The sequence below is a fragment of the Paenibacillus plantarum genome (genome assembly GCF_013141695.1).
Classification (GTDB): domain Bacteria; phylum Bacillota; class Bacilli; order Paenibacillales; family NBRC-103111; genus Paenibacillus_E; species Paenibacillus_E plantarum.
Genome location: NZ_WHNY01000054.1, coordinates 1 through 26,967 on the forward strand (window position 1 = coordinate 1; position 26,967 = coordinate 26,967).

25 protein-coding genes are annotated in these 26,967 nt (G+C 45.0%); 6 read left to right on the top strand and 19 right to left on the bottom strand.

All coding sequences use genetic code 11. The annotated features are described in order from the left end of the window. Positions 1-372 precede the first annotated feature (372 nt). From GC096_RS16565 to GC096_RS16620, 12 genes are all read right to left on the bottom strand, one after another. Positions 373-1,701, bottom strand: a complete 1,329-nt coding sequence (locus GC096_RS16565; RefSeq protein ID WP_171631685.1) for an LLM class flavin-dependent oxidoreductase — start codon at positions 1,699-1,701, stop codon at positions 373-375. Positions 1,702-1,717: 16 nt separating this feature from the next. Continuing rightward, complete coding sequence (locus GC096_RS16570) at positions 1,718-2,248, bottom strand: GNAT family N-acetyltransferase (RefSeq protein WP_171631686.1); 531 nt, start codon at positions 2,246-2,248, stop codon at positions 1,718-1,720. Positions 2,249-2,260: 12 nt separating this feature from the next. Continuing rightward, positions 2,261-2,737 (bottom strand): DinB family protein, encoded by a 477-nt coding sequence (locus GC096_RS16575; protein ID WP_171631688.1) that lies wholly within the window; start codon positions 2,735-2,737, stop codon positions 2,261-2,263. Continuing rightward, complete coding sequence (locus tag GC096_RS16580; RefSeq protein ID WP_171631689.1) at positions 2,734-3,921, bottom strand: M20 peptidase aminoacylase family protein; 1,188 nt, start codon at positions 3,919-3,921, stop codon at positions 2,734-2,736. Before GC096_RS16580 ends, GC096_RS16575 begins: the two co-directional genes overlap by 4 nt. A 20-nt stretch (positions 3,922-3,941) precedes the next feature. Then, complete coding sequence (locus GC096_RS16585) at positions 3,942-4,952, bottom strand: LLM class flavin-dependent oxidoreductase (RefSeq protein WP_171631690.1); 1,011 nt, start codon at positions 4,950-4,952, stop codon at positions 3,942-3,944. A gap of 34 nt (positions 4,953-4,986) precedes the next feature. Next, positions 4,987-5,739 (bottom strand): amino acid ABC transporter ATP-binding protein, encoded by a 753-nt coding sequence (locus tag GC096_RS16590; protein WP_171631692.1) that lies wholly within the window; start codon positions 5,737-5,739, stop codon positions 4,987-4,989. Next, positions 5,736-6,446 carry an amino acid ABC transporter permease gene (locus tag GC096_RS16595; RefSeq protein ID WP_171631693.1) on the bottom strand — a complete coding sequence of 237 codons (711 nt, stop codon included), beginning with the start codon at positions 6,444-6,446 and terminating at the stop codon, positions 5,736-5,738. Before GC096_RS16595 ends, GC096_RS16590 begins: the two co-directional genes overlap by 4 nt. Then, a complete protein-coding gene (locus tag GC096_RS16600) occupies positions 6,443-7,219 on the bottom strand; it encodes an amino acid ABC transporter permease (protein WP_171631695.1) in 777 nt (258 codons plus the stop codon). The genes GC096_RS16595 and GC096_RS16600 overlap by 4 nt, the downstream gene beginning before the upstream one ends. A 40-nt stretch (positions 7,220-7,259) precedes the next feature. Continuing rightward, complete coding sequence (locus GC096_RS16605; RefSeq protein WP_171631696.1) at positions 7,260-8,141, bottom strand: transporter substrate-binding domain-containing protein; 882 nt, start codon at positions 8,139-8,141, stop codon at positions 7,260-7,262. 137 nt (positions 8,142-8,278) lie between these two features. Further along, the gene (locus GC096_RS16610) at positions 8,279-9,175 is read right to left on the bottom strand and encodes a LysR substrate-binding domain-containing protein (protein WP_171631698.1); all 897 of its coding nucleotides are present in this window, start codon (positions 9,173-9,175) and stop codon (positions 8,279-8,281) included. Positions 9,176-9,343: 168 nt separating this feature from the next. Further along, complete coding sequence (locus GC096_RS16615) at positions 9,344-11,014, bottom strand: DUF4091 domain-containing protein (protein WP_171631699.1); 1,671 nt, start codon at positions 11,012-11,014, stop codon at positions 9,344-9,346. 39 nt (positions 11,015-11,053) lie between these two features. After that, a complete protein-coding gene (locus GC096_RS16620; protein ID WP_171631701.1) occupies positions 11,054-12,187 on the bottom strand; it encodes a Gfo/Idh/MocA family protein in 1,134 nt (377 codons plus the stop codon). 153 nt (positions 12,188-12,340) lie between these two features. On the opposite strand from GC096_RS16620, the gene GC096_RS16625 reads away from it, so the two are divergent. After that, entirely contained in the window at positions 12,341-13,237 is an 897-nt protein-coding gene (locus GC096_RS16625; RefSeq protein WP_171631702.1) for an AraC family transcriptional regulator, read from the top strand. A gap of 83 nt (positions 13,238-13,320) precedes the next feature. Here GC096_RS16625 and GC096_RS16630 read toward each other — a convergent pair whose 3' ends face one another. Together GC096_RS16630 and GC096_RS16635 are read right to left on the bottom strand one after the other, a co-directional pair. Beyond that, positions 13,321-13,755, bottom strand: coding sequence for a GNAT family N-acetyltransferase (locus GC096_RS16630; RefSeq protein WP_171631703.1), 435 nt, complete (start codon positions 13,753-13,755; stop codon positions 13,321-13,323). Between the two features lie 84 nt (positions 13,756-13,839). Then, a complete protein-coding gene (locus GC096_RS16635; protein WP_171631705.1) occupies positions 13,840-15,165 on the bottom strand; it encodes an MFS transporter in 1,326 nt (441 codons plus the stop codon). Between the two features lie 184 nt (positions 15,166-15,349). On the opposite strand from GC096_RS16635, the gene GC096_RS16640 reads away from it, so the two are divergent. The 4 genes from GC096_RS16640 to GC096_RS16655 all read left to right on the top strand — a co-directional run bounded on the left by GC096_RS16640 (position 15,350) and on the right by GC096_RS16655 (position 18,742). Further along, on the top strand, positions 15,350-16,114 hold the full coding sequence (locus tag GC096_RS16640; RefSeq protein ID WP_171631706.1) for a sulfite exporter TauE/SafE family protein: 765 nt from the start codon (positions 15,350-15,352) through the stop codon (positions 16,112-16,114). 211 nt (positions 16,115-16,325) lie between these two features. After that, positions 16,326-16,727, top strand: coding sequence for an aspartate 1-decarboxylase (panD, locus tag GC096_RS16645; protein WP_171631708.1), 402 nt, complete (start codon positions 16,326-16,328; stop codon positions 16,725-16,727). Next, positions 16,720-17,466, top strand: a complete 747-nt coding sequence (locus tag GC096_RS16650) for a YheC/YheD family protein (protein ID WP_171631709.1) — start codon at positions 16,720-16,722, stop codon at positions 17,464-17,466. The genes panD and GC096_RS16650 overlap by 8 nt, the downstream gene beginning before the upstream one ends. A 34-nt stretch (positions 17,467-17,500) precedes the next feature. Further along, on the top strand, positions 17,501-18,742 hold the full coding sequence (locus GC096_RS16655) for a threonine synthase (RefSeq protein ID WP_171631710.1): 1,242 nt from the start codon (positions 17,501-17,503) through the stop codon (positions 18,740-18,742). A 322-nt stretch (positions 18,743-19,064) separates the two neighbouring features. Here GC096_RS16655 and GC096_RS16660 read toward each other — a convergent pair whose 3' ends face one another. From GC096_RS16660 to GC096_RS16680, 5 genes are all read right to left on the bottom strand, one after another. Next, a complete protein-coding gene (locus GC096_RS16660; protein ID WP_171631711.1) occupies positions 19,065-19,703 on the bottom strand; it encodes a hypothetical protein in 639 nt (212 codons plus the stop codon). Between the two features lie 108 nt (positions 19,704-19,811). Beyond that, the gene (locus GC096_RS16665) at positions 19,812-20,678 is read right to left on the bottom strand and encodes an EamA family transporter (protein ID WP_171631713.1); all 867 of its coding nucleotides are present in this window, start codon (positions 20,676-20,678) and stop codon (positions 19,812-19,814) included. 41 nt (positions 20,679-20,719) lie between these two features. Next, a complete protein-coding gene (locus GC096_RS16670) occupies positions 20,720-22,933 on the bottom strand; it encodes a GDYXXLXY domain-containing protein (protein ID WP_171631714.1) in 2,214 nt (737 codons plus the stop codon). An 86-nt stretch (positions 22,934-23,019) separates the two neighbouring features. Next, positions 23,020-24,840 (bottom strand): ABC transporter ATP-binding protein, encoded by a 1,821-nt coding sequence (locus GC096_RS16675; protein WP_171631716.1) that lies wholly within the window; start codon positions 24,838-24,840, stop codon positions 23,020-23,022. Continuing rightward, the gene (locus tag GC096_RS16680) at positions 24,824-26,578 is read right to left on the bottom strand and encodes an ABC transporter ATP-binding protein (RefSeq protein WP_171631717.1); all 1,755 of its coding nucleotides are present in this window, start codon (positions 26,576-26,578) and stop codon (positions 24,824-24,826) included. The genes GC096_RS16675 and GC096_RS16680 overlap by 17 nt, the downstream gene beginning before the upstream one ends. A 182-nt stretch (positions 26,579-26,760) precedes the next feature. Between GC096_RS16680 and GC096_RS16685 the strand changes: the two genes are divergently transcribed. Next, a complete protein-coding gene (locus tag GC096_RS16685; protein ID WP_171631718.1) occupies positions 26,761-26,967 on the top strand; it encodes a YrzA family protein in 207 nt (68 codons plus the stop codon).

Here is a 26,967-nt window from a genome sequence, read left to right on the forward strand (position 1 = left end):
GCTAGATGTGCTTGGAGTACTTAGGTGGCGCAGTGTGCTTGGAGTACATTGGCGGCTAGGTGTGCTTGAGGTGCCTGGTATGTGTGGAATGCTTTGGGCGCTCGTTGAGCTTGGAGTAGTACACGGACTAGCGTGAATTGAGTGAATCTCGTGGTTTGAGTAGATTAACTCGTTTCACGCATGACGTTTGAGAAGGAATTGAATGGGATGTGTGGTTAAGTTAGCTGCTAATGTTTTGGATACGTTAATTATACTGAAAAAGCTGCCCACTGGCTTTTCAGCGTAATGGACAGCCTTACAGATACCTAGCGGTAAACGTTAATATACGTTGATGAAAAGATCGGTGTGCCTAGTGTAGGCAAGGGGTAATACTTACGCCTCCACATTCACCTTCGTGTATCGATTCGCTGGTACTGGTATACCGAGATTTCCTCGAAGCGTATCTGCTTCATACTCTGTTCTATACAATCCGCGCTCCTGTAGAATCGGTACTACGTGATCAACGAAGTCGTCCAATCCTTTTGGCAAAGCAGCGGCGATGATAAAACCATCTGCGGCATTTTCTTCAAACCATGCTTGCACGCGATCTGCAACGTATTTAGGCGTGCCTGTGAATTCGTTACGAGGTGTAGCCACATTTAAAGCGACTTGGCGCAGTGTTAGGTTTTTCTCTTTGGCTGTTTGCTTAATTTTGTCGGTTCCGCTGCGGAAGCTATTGCTGCCAAAATCACCTAGCTCAGGAAATGGTTCATCCAACGGATACTGAGAGAAATCGTGGTGTTCGAAGAATCTGCCTAGGTAATCGAGCGCTTTGTCAATTGTGACGAGGTTCGCGACTTCTTGATATTTGCGCTCGGCTTCTTCTTCTGTGAGTCCGATGATCGGGGCAATACCCGGTAGAATCACAACTTCATCCGGATTGCGGCCTTCGGAGGCGGCTCTTTTTTTGATATCCGCATAGTAAGCTTTCGCTTCGTCAATCGATTCATGTCCTGCAAAAATCGCATCCGCCACTTTCGCAGCAAACGCTCGGCCATCCTCTGAAGCGCCTGCTTGGAAAATGACCGGCTGCCCTTGTCTTGAACGAGCGATATTCAATGGCCCCTGGACGGAGAAATATTCACCTTTATGATTCAATGTATGAAGCTTGCTTGGGTCAAAAAAAACACCGCTCTCCTTATCTCGAACAAACGCATCATCCTCCCACGAATCCCATAACCCGCGTGTCACTTCCAAATATTCATTCGCGATGCGATAGCGCTCTGGATGAGTCGGGTGCTCCGCTTTGCTATAGTTCTTGGCAGAACCTTCGAGTGGAGAGGTAACTACGTTCCAACCGGAACGTCCGTCACTGATTAGATCAATGGAAGCAAATTGACGGGCCACGGTGAAAGGCTCACTGTATGACGTCGATAGCGTCCCCACCAATCCAATGTGCGAGGTGACCGATGCTAACGCTGAAAGTATGGTAATTGGTTCGAACCGATTAAGGAAATGGGGAATCGATTTCTCGGTAATATATAGGCCATCCGCGATAAATAACAGATCGAACTTACCGGATTCAGCTTTCTGAGCTTGTTGTTTATAAAAGCCAAAATTCACACTGGCATCCGTAATCGCCTCAGGATGTCTCCAGCCTGACACATGACCACCTACGCCGTGAATGATTGCACCTAGTTTGATTTGCTTTGGTTTCGTCATCGTTCTCTCCGTCCTTTCACAAGATCGCTGCAGTCTGTATGTGCAGCCGATAGCTTTTCACGAGTAATTCACCTTTTTGGATATCTTTGTCGTAAGCACGTTCGAAGCCTAAACGTTCATAAAGCTTCACAGCCGATTCCATCATATCCGAAGTGTGCAAATGTAGTGTAGCAGCACCTAACTCGGCAGCGCGTCTCACATTTTCTTTTATTAGTGCGGTAGCGATTCCCTTGCCTCTTGCACTTGGCGAAACCGCTAGTAAACGAAGGATAGGTGACTCAATCTCAAGCTCCGGTGCTCCGTATGCGGCTTCTGAGGACTGGAACAACTGAGAGCTACCCACAACTTCATCGTCAATTAGTGCAATAATCCGCGCGATGGGTTTATTACTATCCACTGATGCGATAATATTTTCTTTATATTGATCCCAGCCTTCTGGAGGCAGTACTTCCCGATATTGACCATAAGCATCTTCTAGAACTCTTCGAATCGCTTCGCGGTCACCCTCATTGGCTTCCCGAATGTGAATCTCTTTTGCATCCGCCATACCGAATCCCTCCTATACGTGCGCTTCCAACGCATTCTTGATTCGTGCAATTTGTGCCAAATGAACCTGCACATGTGCAATAAAGGAGTCAACAACATCTTTGAGTGTAAGTGTTTGTCCTTTGAAATTAACGCCTGTTTTCTCCCAATCCTCAGGAGATAATCGTCCAAATAGCTCGTGGTTATAAACCAGTAATGACTGAAATAAAACTAAAATATCGGACGCTAATCCTTCATTGGCTTTGGCGCTGCTGACCCATGGATCTTGATCAAAAGCCGGCAAAATGGCCGATGCACCCGAAATAATAGCGCGGATTCGGAAGGAAACGACAATGTTATGGTCGGCCAAATGAGAGAGAACCTCCGTTACACTCCATTTATCCGGCGCTGGCTTCCAAACCAATTGCCCTTCGCTCAGTCCCTGGATAGCTTCCTGAAGTTGTTGATGCGTGTGTAAATAGGCTGATAAATCAGGAATTGTTGTACTCATATGGATACCTCCAATGGGTTGTCGGATGATAGGTTTTCTAAGGCTTTTTGAGCTAAAATAGCAAAATATCGCGAACTAATCGGCAAAGCTCTTTCATCAATATCAAAACCAGGATGATGCCACTCTTGTGGACCTGATGTGCCCATAAATACGAAAACTCCGGGAATTTTCTTCTGATAAAAAGCAAAATCCTCGCCTGCTGGTGACGGTACTGGTGTAATGACATCCAGACCAGCTTGCTCCGCAGCTTCTTTCGCCAACAGTGTTAATTGTTTATCATTGCGCACAGAAGGTGGTCCTTTGATCCATCGAACAGCAGCCTTCGTCCCATAAGCAGCGGCCACACCATGCACAACCTGCTCCAATCGCTCAATTACGAGTGCGCGGACATTCTCATCAAATGTGCGCAGTGTGCCATCCAAAATGGCTTTATCAGGAATCACATTCCACGCAGTTCCACTATGGATGCGTGTCACACTAATGACGGCACTGTGCAATGAACTAACATTGCGGCTAACGATAGATTGAAGTGCCGTGATGATATGCGCTCCCGTTACAATCGGATCGATCCCCGCTTCCGGGACAGCCGCATGTGTGCCGCGTCCTTCCACTTCGATCACGAATCCATCAGCAGCCGCCATCAGAGGCCCGTCTTTGATCCCTATCGTCCCGACAGGAAGATCAGGTTTGTTATGCATGCCATAAATTGCACGAACTCCTTCAAGTGCGCCGCTGCTTATCACCTGCTCCGCACCCTGCGCCTTCTCCTCCGCTGGTTGAAAAATGAATCGAACGGTTCCCTTTAGCTCACTCTCATGTTGTTTGAGTAATATCGCAGCACCTAACACAGCAGCTGTATGAAAATCATGACCGCATGCATGCATCTTACCTGCAACCTGCGACGCATAAGGAAGCCCTGTAGCTTCTTGTATTGGTAAGGCATCGATATCAGCCCGTATGGCTATAATCGGCCCTTCCTGCAAGCCGCCGACCTCTGCAATAAGACCCGTTTTCAGCTGGAAATCTGCAATACGAATTCCCGCTTCCGTGAGCCAACCATGAATCGCAGCAGTTGTTTGAATTTCCTCATGCGACAATTCGGGATGCTGATGTAAATGACGTCGGATATCCACCAACTTCTGTGCCAAATCCAATGACGTCTGTTGGAAAGTTGTTGCACTCATTTCACATGCCTCCTTCGGGCTTACACTAACAATTCTGCGAATGCTTCACTCAGCAGTTCAAAGGAACGCAGGCGTTTGCTAAAATCTTTCACAGATGTCGTTACAATAAATTCATCGATATTATATTTCTGCTGAATCTCGATCAGTTTTTGGCGTACAGTCTCTTTCGTACCCTTCGTAATTTCCGCTTGCTTCTCCTCAACGGTAAATTTGGCCTGCGTTTGACGACCATATTCTTCCGCTTGCTCCAGCGTTCCCACGGTTAACGTCTTGCCGTTTTCCAAATGAATTTTGACATTCTTGTATTCGCCTGCAAGCTCAATAGCTTCTTCTTCCGTATCTGCTACGATAAGTGAGAGTGCCAAGAGAAGCTTGGGTTGTGTGCCTTTTTCGGTATTAAAATGTTGATGATAAGCTTCAAAAGCCGCTTCAGCAATTGCATGATCCCCATTAATGAATTGGGCAAAAACATAAGGCAAACCAGCCTCAGCTGCCGATTGTGCACTCGCGGCACTTGCACCTAGGATATAAATATCCACAGGCACTGTAGGAATTGGCGAGACTTTCAATCCCTTCAAGGGATGCTCATCATGCAGTTGATTTGTCACAAATTGCTGTAGATCCTCCAACTTATCCGCCAAGGTAGCCGCTTCTGTAATCCCCTGTTGCAACGCTTTCGTTGAACGAGGTAATCCGCCTGGAGCACGGCCAATGCCGAGATCTACTCTGCCTGGAGCTAGAGAAGCTAATACATTGAAGTTCTCAGCCACCTTATAGGGGCTGTAGTGCTGCAGCATGATGCCGCCGGAGCCAATGCGAATGCGCTCTGTTTTGGCCAGTAAATGTGAAATTAATACCTCGGGCGAAGAACCCGCTACTTGCTCGGAATCGTGATGCTCGGATACCCAGAATCGGTTATACGAGAGCGCCTCCGCTTTCTGTACTAACTCAATCGTATGCTGAAAAGCGTCATAGGCCGTTTCGCCTGGAAATACGACGCTTTGATCTAAAATGCTTAATTTAATCCCCATGTTCCAACACTCCATTTCCATAACTAACTTAATGCTATATGTTGTAGCTCCATTCAGGCGTAATACGCTTCAGGAATTGTTTCGTCCGCTCTTCTTTGGCATTGCCGAAAATATCCCTCGGTTTGCCTTCTTCCACGATGACACCTTCATCCATAAAGACCACATGATTAGCCACTTCTCGGGCAAAGCCCATTTCATGGGTGACGATAATCATCGTGATACCTTCCTTCGCAATCTTCTGGATCACGTCCAACACTTCACCAACAAGTTCAGGATCGAGTGCGGATGTCGGTTCATCGAATAAAATGACTTCAGGATTCAGCGCCAACGCACGGGCAATACCTACACGTTGTTGCTGTCCGCCAGATAGTTGACTTGGATAAGCGTCTAACTTGCTTCCCAAACCCACTTTCTCCAACACTTTTACGCTGGTCGCTCTTGCCAGTTCCTTCGATTGCTTTTGGACAATCACAAGGCCTTCCATGACATTTTCGAGGACCGTTTTATGCTTGAATAAATTGTAATGCTGGAACACCATCGCGGTTTTTTGTCTGAGCGCATGAATCTCACCTTTGCTGGGACGCTTGCAATTCACAGTGAAATCGCCGATTCTCACTTCACCAAGACTCGGCTTTTCCAAATAGTTTAAGCAACGGAGTAACGTTGTTTTACCTGAACCGCTGGGACCAAGGATGCAGACGACTTCTCCTTTTTGCACGGTAAGGTTGATCCCTTTCAGCACGTCGTTTTTACCAAACGATTTGGTGATATTCGTCAGTTGAATCATGATACGCCACCTCGGTTATACAGATTGATTCGTTTCTCTAGTAAGCCCGTGGCTCGTTCGATCAAGAAGGTGATCCCCCAGAACAGCAGGGCTGCTGCAATATAAGCTTCGAAAAATTTCCAATTCGTCGTTGCGACAATTTGTGCTTTGGCGTTGATTTCCACCACAGATACGGTAAAAGCCAGAGTAGAACCGTGCAGCATGCCAATCAACGTATTGGATAAGTTCGGTAAACTCACGGCTAATGCTTGTGGCAAAATAATTCGTCGTAATGCCTGTGTCGTCGTCATCCCGATCGAATAAGCAGCTTCCATTTGCCCCCGATTAATCGCCACGATGCCCGATCTGACGACTTCCGAAAGGTAAGCGCCAGCGGTGATGGAGAAGGAGAGAAAGGCAAAGCCGATCATGGGTATAGACACAGAACGGAAGCTCCAACCGAAAGCAACCGCAATCGAGTCAATGATCATTGGCAATCCGAAATAGATAAGCAGCAGATGCATAAGCATCGGTGTACCGCGAACAAACGTCACATAAGCTGTTGCGAAATAATGAATAAAAGGCACGCGGTATAGTCGGATTAACGCTACGGAAGCACCTATTAGAAATCCAAAAAAGACAGAAACTACGGTAATAATCAGTGTAGTTGGCAGTGCAGAAAGCAATTGAACAAATGCTGTCCATATGAAACCAGGGTCGATACTCATGCTTGGAAGCCCCCTTTATCTGGCTGCGAGGACCATACACCTTTGAACCATCGCCGCGATAATGGTTGACGTTCTTCCGTCACAAGTGGTTGCTCGTGTTGGAGCAAACGTTTCTCGATATAAATAAACAGTTTTTCCAGTCCAAAGCAGATGACGAAGTAAATAATGGATAAGGCAATGTACGTTTCCATAAAATGCTGTGTGGCCGCTCCAAGTGTCTGTGCTTTTCCCATCAACTCCATGGCACCAAGCGAGAAGGCCAATGAGGTATCTTTCAAGTTGGCAATCAATAGGTTCGTAAAGTTGGGCAGCGAAATCGCAAGTGCCTGCGGCATAATAATGCGGGTAAAAGCTTGATAGCCCGTCATGCCTACAGAATAGGCCGCTTCTACTTGCCCTTTGTCAACGGCTTTGACTGCTGCACGGATGACCTCAGAAATATAAGCGCCTGAGTGTAAAGCAAATGTGAGAATAACAAATGATAAGACTGGGGCTTTGGAAACATCCACATGGATCGCCTTCAGCAGTTCAGGTAAGCCGTAATAGATCAGAAATAACTGGATCAGAATCGGTGTTCCTCGGAAAAAGGAGACATAGACCTGAGATAATCTTTGCACAACCGGTATTTGATAAAGCCGGGGCAAGGCAATGAGAAATCCAAAGACGACCCCGAGCACCATCGAACACGCCACAATGAAAAGGCTAATATGGATATAATTCAGCAATTTAGGCAGGAAATCAAATACATAGGTGATATCGAATTGGGTTGCCATGATGGTGATCTCACCTTTCTTAAAGTCATGGAATACTTAGCTATTTCGCATCATCTTTCTTGGTAAAGTCTCCGCCTAACCACTGTGTACTCAACTTCGAGAGCGTGCCATCTGCTTTGACAGCTTTTAAAGCAGTATCAATTTTGTCCGCAAGCTCTTGCCCGTCTTTATCATTTTTGCGGAATAAGAAACGTACTTCAGCTTCTTCAATAATTGGTCCAACAACTTTTAATTTACTTTGCGGATCTACGAGTGGAAGCAAGAAATCCGCTCCAAGTGCGCCATCAGCACGTCCTGTTGTAAGCTGGGTGACCAAGTCGTTGGCTGCACCACTCTGATACACAATTTTGATCGCATTGTCATTGGCTTTGTTATAATTCTCCAGCAATGTTGCTTCTGCGCTTGTAGCCGTCGTTAATGCTTTCTTGCCTTTCAAATCATCGATCGTTTTCACGGTCGTGTTATCTTTCGCTACGATGACTTTGGTTTTCCAATACGCATAGGGCTCGTTATTGAACAAATATTTCTGCTCACGCTCTTTGTTCTTCTCGATTTCATGTGCAACAAAATCAATTTTGTTCGTTTCCAAGCTAAGCAGCAGGTTAGCGAAGTCCATTGTTTTAAACTCGAACTCATATTCTGGCAAGCGCTTATCGATTTCTTTCACTAATTCAATATCGTATCCTGTTAGTTTCCCATCCTTATCTAGAAAGGCTACATTCGGGAATTGTGTCCCTGTGCCTACGATAATTTTCTTTACTTTCACAGGTGCAGCCGTTGCAGCTGCAGCGGCTACTGGCGCTTTTGTTGCATCGGCAGCAGCTTTAGGAGAAGCATTCGTCGTCTCGCTTTTAGTACCGCATCCTGCCGCTACCAAAGCTAATGCTAATGTTGTTACCGTAAGTGTTGTGAATTGTTTCATCGTGAACCCCTCCGAATTTTCTTATTCTATAATTCTTATAATTCCTACTTGTTTTGTATGAATTATGGCTATGCCTTTAATCTATCATCAAGTACTCAAACTGGATAATAGAGTTTTTCTATATGCATATCGAGAAGTTAAATCGGTTCCCGAATCGACTGAGCGATTCCTTTACATATTTCTAAAGCAGAGTTGAAAAACAAGGCGTTCTCACCATTCAGCACAATCATGTTGGTTTGCAGGGAAATACCTGCTATTTCCGGAAACTCAATCGGGAACAACTTCCCTTCTTTGACTTCCTGTTCTACACATAGACTAGGAAGAAACGCAATACCAACACGTCCAAGCACTAATTTCTTCGCCGTCTCCAACGTATCCGTCTGAAATTCAATGTTCGGTGGTTGCTTCATACTTGCAAATAGGCGGTGTATTCGCATCCAATCGAGTGATCCGCATTCAAAGAAAACAAGGGGATATTCACCGATATCATCAATAGAAATGGCTTCGTTTCCGATAAAGGGATGGCCCTCGTAGACATATAGACGAATAGGATCTTCATACGCTTTGGCTGAAAGTAGATTCGGATGACTAATGTTTCGCACAAATCCGAAATCAAGCTCTCGATTCAGCACCTTATTAATAATCTCCTCGGACGAAGCCGTAGTCAGCTTATAATTCACATCGGGATATTTGATCTTGAGTTTTGGGATAATGGTTGGAATGATATAGTTCGAAACGGATACGGTACAACCTACACGCAACTCGTTTGGCAGGGTACGTTTCTGCTTCAATTGAATTTTACTTTTCTGAAAAGTTTGCAAGAGTTGTTGGGCATATGGCAGAAATTTCTTCCCATCATCCGTCAACGAAATCTGCTTCCCAATCCGCTCAAATAGTCGGCAATCCAGCTCACGCTCTAGGGATTGTATGCGTGCTGTGACGGATGGCTGGGATAAAAAAAGCACTTCCGCCGCTTTATTAAAGCTGCCATAATGAATAACATAGACGAAGGCTTCGATATTCTCAATGTTCAATTTGAAACCCTCCTTTCAGCAATCTTCCGTAAAACTTATTATTCCGATTAATTAACTTGGTTTTATGTTAGTATAACTATAGATCACCACCAAAAATGTGTCAATACCAAAAAAAAAGCTGATCTCCCTTTCTTACTGGGAGCAGCTTTTTTCATGTTTCAAATCTATTCAACTGTTCGTTGCAATCGCCTGATTAATTCGCTCTCGCACCTCGAGCATCCACTCTGTGCTGCGCGGATATTCGGAGAATGTGAGCGGCTCTGACAAGCCATCTTCAATCAAGGCAACTGTTCGTTCCTTACCGATCATCGTCTCAAGCAATTGTAAGGCTCTCAAGTCCTGCAGTGCTTCATGGAATACTTCCAGCCGAATCGACTCAATTGGCCCCGCTTCACCTGGATATACGAGGAAGCTGTCTCCTGAAGGGAACGCGTGCAAGGCATCTGTCACTTTGAACGGGTCCAATGGTTTAATGGAATATTGGGAGTAATAGAAGTTATAGCCCCAATGTAGAAACCCTTGTATGCCAAATTTGTACAACTGCAAACCAATGATCCGGTTGCGTGCAGACGGCATGTTAAAGAAACGGTTCGACACTTCTTTGTATTGCACACAGCAGTAATAGGTCCATAAATCAGGGACACCTGCCTTGAGAAAAGGTTCGATATGATCGTTCGATGGAATCGGTTTCTGAACAATCCCTTGCTCGTAGAAGGAGATCTCCGTCAGCGCATCGATAATCGGGTAATTGGAAGGAATGAGCCTCTGAACGAGATCGCTCGCTTTTTTATACGTATCCAAGTTGGCTTCGGTAGGCTCATCCGACACATGAAAATAACTGCAAGACGCAATACCAAGTCGACGGATAACGCGATCAAGTTCTGGTATGAGCTGCTCGAGGAAATTAGCGTAAGCTTCCCCGGTGGCATCTGTTTCCCAGCCGAAAATCCGCTGCTCTACATCGCCAATACTAGCCACAATCTTAGGCGTATGTTTAGCCCCCCATTGGGTGAACAGATGCGAGAATTCGAAGTACTCAACACCTTTGTCCTGACAAAGCGCAACCCAACGCTCTAGCTTTGTGAACTCAAAAGCATACGTTGTGCTGCCATCGATATGACTTCCACCAACACTTACATCAATCAACTGCACGGTTGGGCGCTCACCCCCAACTACAGTATCTAGCGGCGGGGTAAAGATCGGCGTCAGAATCATGTTGATACCATGTTTAACGGCAGTTTCTAGAAACTGCCCTATGCGTGACCAGTGCTCCTCACTGAATACATCAATGTTGTAATGTGTCGCTAGGCAATCCGTGTGAAACCATTCCGTATGGATGAGCTTCTGCTTCGGAAGTGTTGCTGCGAGTACAGTAAGTTCCAACACTTCTTCACTTAGCTTCTCTCCCTCTGGCGAAAAGAAGCCTACATGCACGTTATACGTACCCGCAAGAACAGACGAATCTAATTCAACGTGAATCCAGACAGATCTCCATTGGCCAGGAAGTGCAGTTACGGTTGAATCCTCAAGGGGATACAAGGGGTCCGGATACAACCCCGCAGTCGTCCGCAGAACATGCCCATCATGGTCCGCATAGCAAGGCATTTCAGAAGGAACGAGACCTACAGCACGAATGGTAAAAGGAAGCCCTATGGTCGAAGTCACTTCTACGCCAATGTTTTTCAATAATTGATTTGAAGTATAGGCAATTTGAAAAGCAAAGTGCTCTCCTCTCAGTACCGATGCTTGTTTGTAGGACGTTTCTTGTGGAGCTTCATCTGCAAATACTTTGGATAACGAGCTCAAGCAAATGGTTTGAAAAGTAGCCTTAGGGTTCATGTACATATCCTCCACCGTTTAAAATTTCAAATGGGTTACTTAATCCCAATTTAATGCTTGGAATGTCCCAGTTCGTGCAGACTCTTGCGCTTTGATACACATCAGAGCGCTCATCAATCCATCATCAAGCGTCGAGATGGAACTAGCCGTCCCCTTCATAATTTCAGTGAAATTCCGAGCCAGCTTCTCATCACCGCCAAAATGATTACTTCCAGCCCCGATCTCATAGGTCTCCACCCGCGCTGTATGATGCATATGCACTTTGACAATGCCTGTGTAGAAATCAAAATCTACCGTACCTTTGTACCCCATAAACCTCGCTCCACGTGCAGCGGCACCTTTTCTTATAAAGAAGTTTTGCGAATAGGACATATGCATACCGCTTTCATATTGGAACAGCGCACTGCCTGAATCTTCATTCCCTGTATCTTTGGCGTAACAGCAATACTGCCATGTTGGATCTAGCTCTTCAGCCGTATGCACCGTACTCTCCAAGCAGGTACGATTATCTTCACAATCGACACATTTGAGCCCCGCGGATTTATTTCCTTTGAAAATTTGCTTGGATGTCATCGCACAGACAGTGATTGGTCTCTGCCCTAGTACAGCTTGTATATAATCAAGATCGTGCGTTGCTTTTTGGAGGAAAAGCCCCCCTGTTTCTTGCTCGTTTCGGTACCAGCTTTGAAAATAAACACGGCCATATGGGACATTATTTATCGCTTGGACATGTTCTACCGTGCCGATTTTACCCGATTGAATGATTTCCTTAACCAACTCAACAAGGGAGGTCACTCGTAATGGGAAAGATACAACGACAGGCGATTTAGATGCCTCGTAACCTTGTTTCAAACGAAGTAGATCTTCATAGTTCGTAGCTACTGGCTTTTCGATATAAAGAGGTAGATTATGTTGTAACACTTTCAAGCCCATTGTTGTATGCAGATTACAACGAGTGCCAATCATGGCCCCATCTAGTTGCTCTGTCTCCAGCATTTGTTCCGGTGTATCATAGTACTTAATGTGATCCCACCCTTGCTCAAGTAACTTAGCTTTAATCTGATCTTTACGTACATCAACAATCGCTTCAATTCGGCAGTCCGCATCTGCCTTCAATACTTCTTTAATCACATGCTCAATCCTATGTCCATACCCAATTACGCCTATCTTCATGCTAGCTCCCCCTCGAACTTTGCGATACCTTGATTATAAAAGATGCACTCAAGCTTTTCTTTGTCTTGAAAGCCGTTTTTTTTGTTATTTCTCATTTCTGCTGTGTTATGATAGAAATATAGGCATTGCACCGAAAGATCAGGAGTGACACCCATGACGATAAGCAAAACGAAAACGCCCGAGTATCAACGGACACATTTGAAAATGAGTCTGGTCATCCAAAAAGTCATTACGATGCATTACTTCGAGTTTGGCAAGGATTATTCATTTAATGGGGAGAAGCATGACTTCTGGGAATTTCTCTATGTCGATCGCGGGGAAGTGGAAGTTCATGCGGATGATCAGCGCTATTTACTTAAACAAGGCTCTATCATTTTTCATAAACCCAATGAATTTCATAGCTTCTATGCGACCAAAGGAAAAGCGCCCAATTTGATCGTCATGACGTTCGACTGTCATTCGAAAGCTATGCAATTTTTTGAGCAAAAAGTGCTGCATTTAGAAGATGAGGAACGTAATCTCCTTGCCCAAATCGTTCGTGAAGGACAACAAGCCTTCGAATTCCCATTCGGTCATCCCCTTGTACGCAGGCAAGATGCGCCTGTAGGCAGTGAACAAATGATTCAAAGCTACCTAGAAATTCTGTTGGTGCGTCTGCTACGGAAATCTGCGCAGGTGGAGGCCGATACGCCGCTCTCTACGGTTGCCAAGGAGAAGTCAGTTCATGATTTGACTAGTAAAGTCATGAGCTACATGGAAGCGCATATCGATGCGCATCTTACTCTTAACGAAATCAGCCAAGTGTTCTGTGTAGGCAAAACACAGCTCAAGGAGCTTTTCAAAAAACATACGAACTATACACTCATGGAGTACTTCGCCAAATTGAAAATCGATCAAGCCAAAATCCTGATTCGCGAAGAAACGTATAATTTTACTGAGATATCCAGGCAATTGGGCTTCAGCTCTGTCCACTATTTCTCCAAAGCTTTTAAGAAAGCAACGTTAATGAGTCCATCCGAGTATGCAAGGACAGTCAAATCCCGCATGTAAGCACTTATCATTCTAAAAACCAAAAATCCCGAGAAGCTGCCTTTCGCAGTTCCTCGGGATTTCTCTTTACTCGCCTATGATGATTACTCTTCGTCTTCTTCCTCAACCTCGTACGTGCACAGGAACCGCTCTACGCCCGGGTATTTCTCACCCAGACTACGAATCACGAATCCAACGTTGCGATAAAATTGTACGGCCTCTTCATCGGTTTCCACCGTAATGCGAACAGGCTGCATGTCCTCAATAATTTCAAGCAACATGCCGCGTCCAAAGCCTTCTCCTCTACTCTCAGGCTCAACTGCGAGGTGGCGAAGTATCATTTCCTGCTTCTCATTCAATTCGAAGCCGATAATGCCAACGGGTAAACCTTCCGACTCATAAGCAAATAACCATGTGTTTTCATTATTTTCATATTGGCTGAGGGCATCTTGGAGACTATCTGGATCTGGAAACAAGCTATAGCCAAGTAATTGTTGAATATCACCTTCATGAAGGCGGGATTTCACATTCAGTAACACGTACACTCACTTCTTTCTATATTCATATAGCTCTAATTTTCCACTAATGCATGCAGGCTGTCAACTTACGAGTATTTGAATACTCTATCCTGACAAGGCATCTTGCTTCACAGTTCGAATCGCTAAAGGTACTGCAAAAGCAACAATGCTTGCGATTAACCCATAAACGAACATCCCGTGAATCCCCGTATAGAACACATCGGATCTTGTTACAATCGAGCCCATCACCGTGACACTGACCGCTGTACCAATATTCCGTGCGAATAGCTGCAGGGAAGTTGAAATCCCCTTCTGATGGGCTTCCACTAACTGCTGAGCACCAATCGTTGATACCGTAAACAGCAGTCCAAACGAAAGACCTAGCATCGTAAGCGAGCTGAATATATACGTAAATGAGGCATCTTCATCAATTAAGAACAGCATTACCGCGGTTACGACAAGTAAGGCGTTTCCCGCTATCAGCAGCGGTTTGTAGCCAAAGCGTATCACCCATTTACCGCTCGGGACGGCAACAACCATCCACCCGATGGATGTACCTAGGAGGGCAATACCGCTGATGAACAGAGAGTGCCCTTGATTCTGCAAAAACAACGGAATGAAACTGGACGTCCCGAATAGTGCCGCACAGCTGAGAAATGATCCGCCAATCATCAAAGCCACGGGCCGATTTCTCATCAACGTCAGTGGAACGAGTGGGGCTGCATGCCCTTTTTCATACAAGAAGAAGGCAACTAGCAGGAGAACACCAACGCCTCCATACAGATAGGTATAAGAATCGACCACCGTTATGAGTAATAACGACGAAATCCCTGCGGCAAACAAGAGTGCGCCCCAATAATCGATGACGGCTTTCTTTGGTTGATACACTTCTTTGTATGGCAGTAGAGCTAGTAAGGCAATGAGGCAAATCGGAATGTTCACGAAGAAAATCCAGCGCCAGTTCAAATACGTTACAAAAAATGTGCCTAATGTAGGTGCTAAAATTGCCGCTAATCCCCACATGCCTGTGAAAAAAGCTTGCACCTTGCCACGCTGCTCCACTGGGTAGATATCTCCGGCAATAATGGATGGGAATGGCATCATCACCCCAGCACCGATCCCCTGAATCGCTCTGAAAATAATAAGTTGCACCATGGTGTCTGCTAAACCACAGAGTACGGAACCGCCAAGAAATAGAAGAATACCCGCGGCATATATGCGTTTGCGCCCAAATAAATCCGATAAACGGCCTGCTAGAGGAGCTAGAACCGTAGATAGTACCATATAAGAGGTAAACGCCCAGGCATAGAGGCTGTTTCCACCAATGTCATTTACAATGATCGGCATCGTTGTATTGGCAATTGTCGTGTCCATAGACGCGACTAACATGGCCAGTACGATACTGACCATCACGGTAGTTCGATTACGCATGAATTGTCCTCCCTAAGCTGAATTTGACACATCTATCCATTGTACCTGATTCCAGAATTGATGAATAGCAAGCGATTTACTCGGGATAGAGACGAGTTTGGAAAATTTCTCTTTACAAATAGCTTTCAGGGGAATAAAATTAATCCAATATGTTTAGTGGGTAATGAAAAGAGGACATGACAACATGACTTTGAGTATTATTCTAATGGGTGTAATTGTTGGATTTCTGGTCGGAATGACAGGTGTAGGCGGCGCTTCCTTGCTGACTCCCATATTAATTTTAATAGGCATTCATCCTTCCATTGCTGTAGGAACAGATCTTCTTTATAATTCGATCACGAAACTTTTCGGTACGGTCCAGCATTGGCGGCAGAAAACAATCGACTTTAAACTTGTGAAAATGCTTGCTATGGGCAGTATTCCTGGTGTTGTACTTGCCGTTGTATTCCTGAAATTATTTGATTCTTTCTTCGACAATCAAGAAGTAGTCATTAAACACGCACTCGGCTATGTCTTGATTCTGGTAGCCTTCGCAACGTTGTTCAAAGTATTCTTCGGGCATCGGATGAAAGAGAATCGTTGGCAGCACAAATCTTTAGAAGAGAAGCGTTGGTTGACGATTACGATTGGCGGCGTTCTTGGCTTCATTGTTGGTCTAACGTCCATTGGCTCTGGCTCCTTATATGCGATTGCCATGCTCTACTTTTTCCGTATGATACCCGTACAGCTCGTGGGCACGGATATTGCGCATGCTTTTCTACTCTCTTCGACAGCAGGGATTCTTCATGCCAGTATGGGAAATGTCAATTATTCACTCGTTATTAATCTGCTTATTGGTTCGATCCCTGGCGTACTCATCGGCAGCATGCTCGCAACGAAAGCACCAACAACTGTACTTCGTACGATTATTGCTACCTTAGTATTAATTAGCGGTCTTAAATTAATTTGACGTTGAAGCAGAGCCCTTGGCTCTGCTTTTTTTGTCTCATGGGACTCGACTTCCCTGTCGTATTCTGCGGTTGCCCAGGAAATAACCAGTTCATTTCCTGCCGTCAAGTGCCCATTTTTCCATACAAATAGGCTCTAACCTACACCGTGAGACTAGTCTCACTCATACCCTGTGAAGAACACCATGTGATCATAAAGGAGCGCTACTGCACATGCAGCGACTAATGTGTAAAGGGAAGATACATCGTGCGACTGTAACGGAAGCCGATTTGGATTATGTAGGCAGCATCACGATTGATGGGCTATTGATGCGCAAGGCGAATATCCACCCGTATGAAATGGTTCAAGTCACTAGTCTTCGCAATGCAACCCGCTGGAAAACGTATGCCATTCCCGCTCCAGAAGGCTGCGGCAAAATCGGATTAAACGGTCCGCCTGCCCATCTCTTCTCTCCCGGAGACCTCGTAATCATTCTTAGTATGGGACTCATGGATGAAGAGGAAATACGCGTTCTCAAACCACAGGTTGTTTTCGTTGATAGTCAGAATCAACTACTTCAAGTAGAAGAGCACGATCTCGTCATTCAAAGGCAAGAAGTGAAAGCGGATGAGTAGTCTATCCACGAGTAAATGGACCAAGCATAAAATACTGCGCAGATCAAAGAAGCTGAGTGCTCATCTGCCTGAAACGGAATGGTTGAGCGAGAACAGTTTCATGCGACTAATAAATAAATATGGTCAAGTTATCATTAAACCAACAGGCAGTTACGGCGGCAATGGTGTTATTCAGGTTAAAACCTCCGGCAACTCATCCTACGAGGTTCAAGATGGCGCCAAAACTAGAACCTATACAGACCATCATGCGATTACCGCATATATCAAGAAGAAAGTGAAAAACAACAATATCGTCCAACAACGGATCCCACTTGCGACCAAGCATGGACGTCCCTTTGATCTAAGAGTCATGGTTCAAAGACATACGAAATCCGACTGGCAAGTGACAGGCATGCTGGCCAAAGTAGCTGGCAAAGGCTATATTATTACCAATATTCAAAGGAGCGGCGGTCGAGTTGTCACCGTAGAGAAGGCTATCCAAGGCTCTGAGCTTCAGAACATGCCGACTGCAGCACTCCTTGCAGATCTGCGAAGGGTTGCCCTACAAACAGCCAATAAACTCGGTCCTTCCTATCGTTGGGTCAAAACGATGGGGATCGACATGGCCTTCGATAAGCAAGGACATGTTTGGATTATCGAAGTGAACTTCGCCCCAATGCTCGAGTTATTTTTGAAGCTGCCTAATAAAGCTGCCTTCCGTACAATCAAATCATTTCATGCAAGTAGGAAGCAAGCATGATTGTTCCTACTAGAGACGCCGAGGAGGTCCAGATATGAAACAGTGGGAGCTGCAATGCTCACGATGTTCTGCAAAACTGCCCTTCCGCTATCAAGACATGAAATGCACATGCGGCGGCACTTTATTGGTTAACTATGATCTTGAGCACGTTGCACAAACGTTCTCGAAAACATCGCTAGCGCTTAGATATCCTTCTATGTGGAGATATCACGAACTGCTCCCTATTCACGATCCGTCCCATATCATTTCCCTAGGTGAAGGCTGGACACCTTTGCTGCGTCTGCCAGAATGGGAAAGCAAGCTATCGCTCAAACGTTTGATGATCAAACGTGAGGAACAAAATCCAACCGGCAGCTTTAAATCACGCGGATTTTCGGTGGCGGTTTCTTTATTGAAACAAGCCGGAGCAACGAAAGCAGCAGTTCCATCCAACGGGAATGCAGCAAGCGCATTGGCTGCTTATGCAGGAAGAGCCGGCATTCAAGCGTTTGTTTTCATCCCGATGGACTGCCCCTCACTCATTGTCGATGAATGCCCGATGTACGGAGCAACGACTGTACTCGTCGACGGCTTTATTCATGATGCTGCCGCGATCATCGAGTCTGGCCGAATCGAGCAAGGCTGGGTGAATGTCGGCACATTGAAAGAGCCCGGCCGTGTAGAAGGCAAAAAGACGATGGGGCTTGAACTTGCGGAGCAATTAGGCTGGACATTCCCCGATGTGATCATCTATCCCACGGGCGGCGGTTCAGGCATTATTGGCATGTGGAAAGCATTCTTGGAGTTAAAGGAATTAGGCTTGATTGATTGCGACATGCCGAGATTCGTTTGTGTACAAGAGGAAGGCTGTCAGCCTATTGTGGATGGATTGAAGAGATCGTCGGGGGGAACACCTCCGATTGAAAGTAACACGGCTTCGCCTGTTGGAGACAGAATTATTCCCAATCCAACAGGGATGCGTGTTCCGAATCCGCCGGATTTGGAACTGCTTCTGTCGATTGTCGAGCAAAGCGGTGGAACAGCCATCGCGGTGTCTAAAGCGCAAATTGCCCAAGCCACACACAGCTTAGGCTCGGAGGGCATTTCCTCTTCTCCCGAAGGCGCGGCCACTTGGGCAGCGATGCTTGCCCTTTGTGACAAAGGCTGGCTTCGCCCCACGGACTCCGTGGTACTTTTCAACACTTCGCATGCGATGAAATATGCAAAGCTAGGGGCGAGTGCGGCTATTCCCATCATTCGAACGTATGATGATTTTATGATTTATCGGAACTTATAGCCGGTTTCGCGGTCGGATTCCCTCGTTTTCATGCTGTTAGCGTGTTTTTCAACGTTACAACCTGCTTTGCGGTGAGATTCTCACCGTTTTCATGCTGTAAGCGTGTTTTTCAACGTTACAGCCTGCTTTGCAGTCGGATTCTCACCGGTTTCACGCTATAAGCGTGTTTTTCAACGTTACAGCCTGCTTCGCAGTCGGATTCTCACCGTTTTCACGCTATAAGCGTGTTTTTCAACGTTACAGCCTGCTTCGCAGTCGGATTCTCACCGTTTTCACGCGAAAAACAGCCAGGAGGAATGCCTCCTGGCTGTTTTTCGTTCAACTAATTATTAACCTGACCTAAATTATTTTCCTCATACAATCGATACATCGCTTGAATCAACGGTTCTGCTGGATCACGATTCAATAAATATAAGGTCATTAAATATTGAAGCGGAAGTGCACATGTGTTATTGCCATCTTCGACAGCAACAAATCCAGCTTCTAGTACAGGGCCATGCTCCTCATGAAGCTCTAGATCTACGTAGATCTTCTGTTCAGGGAACTCCTCGCGAACGGCTGCCGCACAATAAGGAACAATATGCTTGTCCAGCAGTTCTTTGGCTTCATCTTCGGATTGAGGCGGATTCGGAAGAAGGTGACTCTCTTCGCTTCTCAACAAATCAACGAAGAAGGAGGACATCCACAGTCCTGCATTTGGATTCGTTTGGAAATTTCGCATAATTTCATTCAAGAAAAATCCGCATGCTGTGGACTTTTCGTCTTTTTTGAGTGTAAAAGCAAACATTGGACCGTAGGTTGGGTTATTGCCAATTTGCCCATCCACTTCATACTCAGGGAACTGTTCTTTCACAATTTCTTGGATATGTTGAAACCATGTAATAATGACTTGGGCCTGATCACGTTCTGGATCATGTTCAATCTCTTCGGTTGCTTGTGTTTCGATATCTTTGTCTGTCATTGTGGTATAGCCTCCTGAATCATTCTTAATGGCACGAATAATTCTATTGTAACGCATTTACGCCAGTTCAGAAAGTATATGTTGTAATTTACATGCCGACATGCAATCTCAAGAAGCAACTAACTTCATCATAAGGATGCCAACCATCGCAATCGCTAAACCAGATTGTTCTAGTTTGGAGAATTTATCCTTCAAAATAAATCGCGTATACAACAGCACGATCAGAACATTCAGAGCAACAACCGCCGAAACCAATCCGGTAATTCCGTTCGCAAATCCATGAATAATGAGAATCATTCCCATGACATTTGTTATACCAACACCCATACCAAATAGGAACGTCTTGCGTTCTGTCCAAGTACTTCGCACTGTTTCCTGCGCAGCACCCTTCTGCTTATCTTTCCACCACCAGATGGCGAAACAAATCGTGCCTGTTGCAAACATAAAGAACAAGGTCGGAAATAAGGAAGCATGCACGAGGGTTGTCCATTTACTGGACAAGTCGTTCGCTGCGAATAAGAGGAGCGCGATCACACCCCAGCCAGCACCTTGTAAGTTTTTCAACGTAATATCATTGGAATACCTAACGAATAAAATACCAATGACAATAACAACAAAAGCAAACAGCTGAAGCAAGTTCAGCCGTTCACCCCACAGGATATATGCAAATAGTACAACTACAACCGATGGCAATCCTGTCAAAATAGCAACTATGGAAGCCTTCCCGACTGCGAAGCCTTTGAACATGCTGGCGTTGGCTCCGAAGGAGAACAACCCCATTTGAATCCCAATAAGCGCCGATGTTTCCCATTCTGATTGCCACACTAAGGCACATACTAAACTTACGACCGCCCCCATTGCAAAAGTGCCACAAAGTAGTACATTTCGATTCAGCGATTGCTGACTAGACCAATGGTATAAAATTCCTCGCAGCCCAAAACAGAGAGCCGCAAGGACGGAAAATAGTAGCCACATGATGTTCGTTACCTCATTCTTTCTTTTCTAAAAATGCTAAATTATTTCTCAGTTAATCGTACTAAGATCGCATCCCCATTAGCGGATACTTTGACTTCAGCAAACTTAGCATTCTGTTCATACGCTCTCCCGGTGCCTTCTGGGATAAAGAAATTCTCGATACCATACGTAATTCCTTCATACCCTTCTCGTTCACCGTTCAAGAGGACTTCATCAGGGGCAAGTTGCTCGCCATCCTTATATTCCCGACGGAATTCATAAATATCAGATGTACTGCCAGGTGCTAGAACAACGCTAATTTTCCCTTTGGACTTCAGATCTTCCACGTGCTGATAAATCTCAGGCTCTGAAATCGTATAACGCAGATGAACATAGTCCCCTTGAATCAAGGAACGCGGGTCCAATGGCTGCAGTTGCAACTTGATCAGCTTCCCGTGACTGAGTAAATACTCGCTCTTGCCAATCTGTAATGACATAGCCGCTACTTGAAGTAAGACTAATAAAGCAATGATCCAACGATTCGACCCAAGCCCAAGTTGCGGTTGCGTTGCATCGTCTGGTTCGAGTCCTTTCTTTTTCTCAATCCACACGGTGATTCCTATGATCAGAATACCGATAATCGCGAAGCTGATGGATTTATGCAGGAGCTTCCAAGCCAAATCGTAATATTTGTATACGAGGAAAGCGATCCAGAACCCCATCGACCAATTAAATAACCATTTGACATGAAGCTGTCGGCTTATCAGAATTGCCGCTAGAACGAGTAAGAAGAACAGCACGTTCGTGGCATAGTACCACCCTGACTCCGTCATAAAGGTTAAGGCAAACAGCGATAACAAGAAAGCTGGGAAGCTACTATAAAGAACGGGTTCGCGGAATGTTGATAGACGAATCACCTGACCACCAGCGAAAAGCAAGAAGAGCAAACCCGAAAGAATACTAAGCACGGCAACGCCACTATTGATCCAATCAAATAAGACAAAGGCTAAGATAATTATCGAGACTAGGAAGAAGAGAATCCGTGTAATTAATCCCTGTAAACATACAAAAGCCACAAGTGTTAAAGCTAAATAGATGAGCAGCATTAACGATTTGTCAGTAATAACTGCAGTACCAGTGCCCAACATAAGCCCGCTTATCAAAATGGTAAACCGAGCTAATACATTGAACCCTCGCGCCAACAGCATCCCAATCACAGCTAGAAAGCCATATCCGATTAAAATATTAGCAGGCTCATCAAACCCTAACACGACAGTCACAAGCCCAATCAGTGTGAAACTTCCTAACAGAGAGCCAATGATAATGACGGAAATCGTAAGTACACGTACGATCCACTTGGTGAAGTCTCCATCGCCTTTGGGTTCCGTCATTGCTTCCCCATCAATTCCCTCTTCTATCTTCTCAGAAGATGGCTTCCAAGCGCGCACGTAGTTCATAAACATCACATTCGCACCGATAAACACGATTACGAACAACAAGCTCACGATAAAAAAGAGTTCATTATGGTACTCAATAATCAATTCAATGTACTTCGTAGTGATCGCGGCTGAAATCCAAAGCCCTGCGAACAACAGATAGACTTTACTCTGTGTCCGATGAGCATACAGAACGGCTGCAGCCAGCGCGGCAATGAGCGGCAAGTTCATCCAAATCCCATAATTATCGAATACATGGGACACGGACATGATAACGAAGATACAAAGTGTCGCTTGAAAGCTCACCCACTTGAGGAATGGAGAATGTAGGCGGCCTTTCTCAAACAAGACGAACAAGGTACCGTTCACGATCGCAAGCCCTAACCAGATAAGGAGTGTAGCTCCCTCGGATTCGGAATAACTGCCCCATTTTGGAAAGAAGAACAGTCCATAGGCGAGATGTCCAAGTATATAACTCAAGACATAATAGGGCTGCCATCGGGTTAGGATCGCATATAGAAGAGCTGGCAGAAACCACACTAGAAACAAACTATAACTGTCCGCATGTGAATTGTAGGTTTGACCGATCAACCCTACGCCAACTCCGAAAGAAATACAGCTGGCAAACAAGCTTAACTTACTTAAAAACTCTCTTCCAACCTGGCGGGAAAGCCAAACGGATAAGCCATAAAACCCCAATATAAGGACAAATATAGGAATAAATTTCTCTAATCGGTTCAACTTCTCCCAGTTAGAAGCAAAGAAGTAACCAATAGCAGTTAAAAGAGCACTAGCCCCCAGTACATAACCAAGTTGGACCATGATTTTGTTGGCTTTCATGCTGTTCATCTCCTCTCTTACTATGCTTCTAATTCTACAGGAGATCACTGATTTGAGAAGTACTATCTATTCCTAGTACCTGATCATTAGCCTATGGATGAAATACGACCATCCGCTTCATTCTCTTGAGCATGACTTCCTTGTGAATGATGCACGAGTTGTTCATAAATACCTTGTTGTGCAAGCAGCTCGTTGTGTGTGCCTTCTTCAACAATTTCCCCATGACTCATCACGATAATACGGTCGGCATGCATAATGGTTGATATCCGATGGGCAATCACGATGGATGTTCTTCCCTCAGCAACAACGCTCAACGCCGTCTGAATGAGCTGCTCGGTTTGTGAATCCAAATTAGCTGTAGCCTCGTCTAAAATAAGAACCTTGGGTTGGAACACGATGATACGCGCAAAAGAAATCAATTGCCTTTCCCCTGCCGACAACCCGCTGCCTCTTTCTGAAATTCGAGAATCATACCCGTCCTTCATTCGTGTAATGAGCGCATCCGCACCGACCAATTTGCAAGCCTCAATGACCGTCTCTCGTGAAATCGCGGGGTCAAACATCCTTACATTTTCAAAAATACTTCCCGCATATAAATAAGGCTCTTGTTGGACCAAGCCAATCGTTCGATGGAGATCCGTCTGGGAAATGTCTCTAATATCAATACCATCTAAACGTATGGCGCCTCCCTGCACATCATAAAAGCGGCAGAGCAGACTGATCAAGGAGCTTTTGCCCGCACCTGTTGTGCCTACCACACCAATCATTTCACCAGGAGCGATATGTAAGTCCAAATCTTCAATGACCGCGGTATCCTTCTGATACCCGAAATGCACATGATCAAACTGAATGTCTCCTTGAACATTAACCAGCGGAACTAGTTCTGAAACCTCTTTATCCTTGACTTCCGGTTGCGCCGAGAAAATATTCCAAATCCGACTCATGGATACTTGTGTGGATTGTAGTGTATTCCATTGCTGTGTGATGTTATTGATAGGCTGAAAAAACTGTCTAATATACGTAATGAACGCGTAAAGCACACCAAACTCTATCGCTTTATCGAAGACGGCAATACCGCCCACCCAAGTAATAAAGGCGATCGATAAGTTACCCAATATGTCAAAAGAGCGGTTAAATAACACACTTGTTCGGATCTCTCTTAGATTGGCTCGGAAATACCCAGTGTTCTTATCCGTAAAGCGACTCATCTGCTCCTTCTCTTGATGGAACGCTTGAATAAGGTGCATGCCTGATAAGTTTTCAGCTGTGAACGCTACCATTTGCGATAACTTGGATCGTGATAGCTGATACGTTTTGCGCATATATGTGCGGAAACCTACCGCGATGAGAACAATGATAGGAATGACGATCATGCTATATAACGTCAGCATCGGATCCAAATGATACATGAGCACGATAATGAAAACCAACGTCATGCTATCACGCACTAGGCTTAGGAGCACTTGGGTGAAAAACTGGTTCAACGTTTCCGTATCACTAGACACATGTGTGATTAAGCTTCCACTCGGCGTTTTATCATAGTAGGACATCGACTGCCTGAAAATATGTTGAAATAAATCTTTGCGGATTTTGGCTACAATGCTTTGACCTGCAAATTGCAGCAGATTATTTTGAATGTAGCTGAAAAACATGCTTGAGATGGATAATCCCCCGTACAGCAAGCAAATCATGATCAGTGCGCTAAAATCATTTTTCCCGATCATGAGATTATCGTCGATCGCAATTTTGACCAAATAAGGTTGAAATAGATCTGCCGCGATACCTAACAAGGCGCATACGACAACAGCGGCAAACGTGAGCTTGTGCGGTTTGGCGTACACAGCTAACGAACGAAAGGAAGCTTTCGATTGACTCTGGTCTTGTGGACGTTTATTCCGCTTGAACATCGTCGTTACCTCCTTCTTGAATAGCATAAAGCTCCGCGTATAAACCGTCCTGGGCTAGCAGTTGATGATGGGTGCCCCGCTGAACAATTCTTCCTTCATGCAGCACGATGATTTCATCGGTGTGCTTAAGCGCAGAGATCCGATGTGCAATCCAGATCGTCGTCTTATTCGTTCGTTCTTTCCGAATCGCATCAATAATGTGCTTTTCCGTCACCGAATCTACAGCGCTTACGCTGTCATCTAGAATCATCAAAGGCGAATCTTTAATAATTCCTCTTGCTAAGCTCGTTCGCTGACGCTGACCACCTGACAAGGTTACTCCTCGTTCACCTAACTTTGTCTCAAACTTTTCTGGAAATGTCACGATGCTGGACAATATTTGTGCTTTATTGGCAGCACGTTCCACTTGTTCTATGGAGGATTCCCTTTTGAAGAAGGCAATATTATCCCGAATCGATGTACTAAACAAAAAGCCCTCCTGTGGCACGTAAGCAATTTGATTCCGCAGACTTTCAAGTGTCACATCACGGATATCGCTATCTCCGATCCAGACTGTTCCTTCCGGCGGATCGTAGATTCGCAGCATGATTTTCATCAACGTAGACTTCCCGCTGCCCGTTTTGCCAATAATACCGATCGATTTCCCTGGTTCAATAGTCAGTGAGATATCATGAAGCACTTCATCTTCATCATCCGGATACGCAAATGACAGATGCTCAATCCGAATCTCTTCCTGATCTAGGTGCGTAGGCTGAGCAAGCTCATTTTGCTTAATGTCTGATTCCTTCGCTAACAGCTCATTGACTCGCTCTAAAGAAGCTCGTGAGCGCTGCAGCGCATTAATGACACGCCCAATTTGTTGTAAGGGATTCACCATCATCCGAATATACAACGTTAATTCAACGAAATGCCCAATCGTGATACGCCCATGAATCGTCAAATAGCCCCCGAAGGCAATCGCAATAATTAGCGATACCGCACCCAGAAACGGAATTAACGCTTCAAATAACGAGGAAAGTCGGACTAACCGAAGCTGATTGTCACGAATCCGATCGACCGTTTCACTAAATCTGCTAATCATGATCGGTTCTACAGCGAATTTCTTAGCAACACGAATGCCTCCAAATTGCTCCTCGGCTGATTCTGTCATCGTTCCTAATGCTTCCTGTACTTGTAAGGAGCGCTGCTTGATGACTGGCTGAAACTTAGCAGATAACACTGGAATGAGTAATAAGGGCACGATACAGATCAGAATGACGTACAACGGAATGGAACTAAACAACATCGAAACGATTGCGGCTGCTATTAAAATGACGGAGTTTGTAATCTGGTTGATCCCCAAAGAGATGGACTCTCGAATAACCGTCACATCATTCATAACATAACTCAGCAGCTTACCGACCCCATTTTGAGAATAGAACGTTGCGCCAAGCCGGGTAAAATGATCGAATAATCGATTTCTCGTTTCGAACTCAAATCGTCTTCCGCTCCGCATAATCATGTACTGACCAATCGCGCACAATACACCAAAAGTCACACCAATTATGAGTAGCTGCACGCTGTACTGCGCAATTAAACTTTTACTGAGTCCACCCTTCTGGAGCTGGTCCGTAAACATGCCTAGCAATTTGGGATAGTACGAGTGAACAATATTCCCTACCGAAATCAAGAGTGCGGCGATGACATACACCGGCCAATTCTTTAACAAGAAGTCAACCAATAACCGTGTAGGCTTCAAAACGACATCACTTCCTATTACAATTTTGACTCGCTTGTAAGTCTTTCTCCATGTATTAAAAACGTCCGTTCCATGCATTTCCCAGTATACGCCTATTCAGTTCCACTTCCTATATCAGATATTGACGTTATAATAAGAGAAGTCGTCATAAATTTACATAGACCTATAGGAGGCGCAGGATCATGGACTTTATTTTAGATCGTATCGAAAATAAAATTGAGTTTTTTCAGGCTTATGATTTAAAAACGCTTGAAAAGAAAATCAATGACCAAATCGACAATAACAAGGCGCTGATGCTTGATGTGTATGCCATCCAACATAACATCGTATTCGACCCGAATGCGGAAAAAATGCTGTATAGCGCTGTTGTTCATTTCAAAGTGAAATAG

Coding starts and splice junctions, on each gene's coding strand:
- GC096_RS16565 (WP_171631685.1), bottom strand. CDS start 1,701: ATGACGAAACCAAAGCAAATCAAACTAGGTGCAATCATTCACGGCGTA.
- GC096_RS16570 (WP_171631686.1), bottom strand. CDS start 2,248: ATGGCGGATGCAAAAGAGATTCACATTCGGGAAGCCAATGAGGGTGAC.
- GC096_RS16575 (WP_171631688.1), bottom strand. CDS start 2,737: ATGAGTACAACAATTCCTGATTTATCAGCCTATTTACACACGCATCAA.
- GC096_RS16580 (WP_171631689.1), bottom strand. CDS start 3,921: ATGAGTGCAACAACTTTCCAACAGACGTCATTGGATTTGGCACAGAAG.
- GC096_RS16585 (WP_171631690.1), bottom strand. CDS start 4,952: ATGGGGATTAAATTAAGCATTTTAGATCAAAGCGTCGTATTTCCAGGC.
- GC096_RS16590 (WP_171631692.1), bottom strand. CDS start 5,739: ATGATTCAACTGACGAATATCACCAAATCGTTTGGTAAAAACGACGTG.
- GC096_RS16595 (WP_171631693.1), bottom strand. CDS start 6,446: ATGAGTATCGACCCTGGTTTCATATGGACAGCATTTGTTCAATTGCTT.
- GC096_RS16600 (WP_171631695.1), bottom strand. CDS start 7,219: ATGGCAACCCAATTCGATATCACCTATGTATTTGATTTCCTGCCTAAA.
- GC096_RS16605 (WP_171631696.1), bottom strand. CDS start 8,141: ATGAAACAATTCACAACACTTACGGTAACAACATTAGCATTAGCTTTG.
- GC096_RS16615 (WP_171631699.1), bottom strand. CDS start 11,014: ATGAACCCTAAGGCTACTTTTCAAACCATTTGCTTGAGCTCGTTATCC.
- GC096_RS16620 (WP_171631701.1), bottom strand. CDS start 12,187: ATGAAGATAGGCGTAATTGGGTATGGACATAGGATTGAGCATGTGATT.
- GC096_RS16625 (WP_171631702.1), top strand. CDS start 12,341: ATGACGATAAGCAAAACGAAAACGCCCGAGTATCAACGGACACATTTG.
- GC096_RS16635 (WP_171631705.1), bottom strand. CDS start 15,165: ATGCGTAATCGAACTACCGTGATGGTCAGTATCGTACTGGCCATGTTA.
- GC096_RS16640 (WP_171631706.1), top strand. CDS start 15,350: ATGACTTTGAGTATTATTCTAATGGGTGTAATTGTTGGATTTCTGGTC.
- panD (WP_171631708.1), top strand. CDS start 16,326: ATGCAGCGACTAATGTGTAAAGGGAAGATACATCGTGCGACTGTAACG.
- GC096_RS16650 (WP_171631709.1), top strand. CDS start 16,720: ATGAGTAGTCTATCCACGAGTAAATGGACCAAGCATAAAATACTGCGC.
- GC096_RS16655 (WP_171631710.1), top strand. CDS start 17,501: ATGAAACAGTGGGAGCTGCAATGCTCACGATGTTCTGCAAAACTGCCC.
- GC096_RS16660 (WP_171631711.1), bottom strand. CDS start 19,703: ATGACAGACAAAGATATCGAAACACAAGCAACCGAAGAGATTGAACAT.
- GC096_RS16665 (WP_171631713.1), bottom strand. CDS start 20,678: ATGTGGCTACTATTTTCCGTCCTTGCGGCTCTCTGTTTTGGGCTGCGA.
- GC096_RS16670 (WP_171631714.1), bottom strand. CDS start 22,933: ATGAAAGCCAACAAAATCATGGTCCAACTTGGTTATGTACTGGGGGCT.
- GC096_RS16675 (WP_171631716.1), bottom strand. CDS start 24,840: ATGTTCAAGCGGAATAAACGTCCACAAGACCAGAGTCAATCGAAAGCT.
- GC096_RS16685 (WP_171631718.1), top strand. CDS start 26,761: ATGGACTTTATTTTAGATCGTATCGAAAATAAAATTGAGTTTTTTCAG.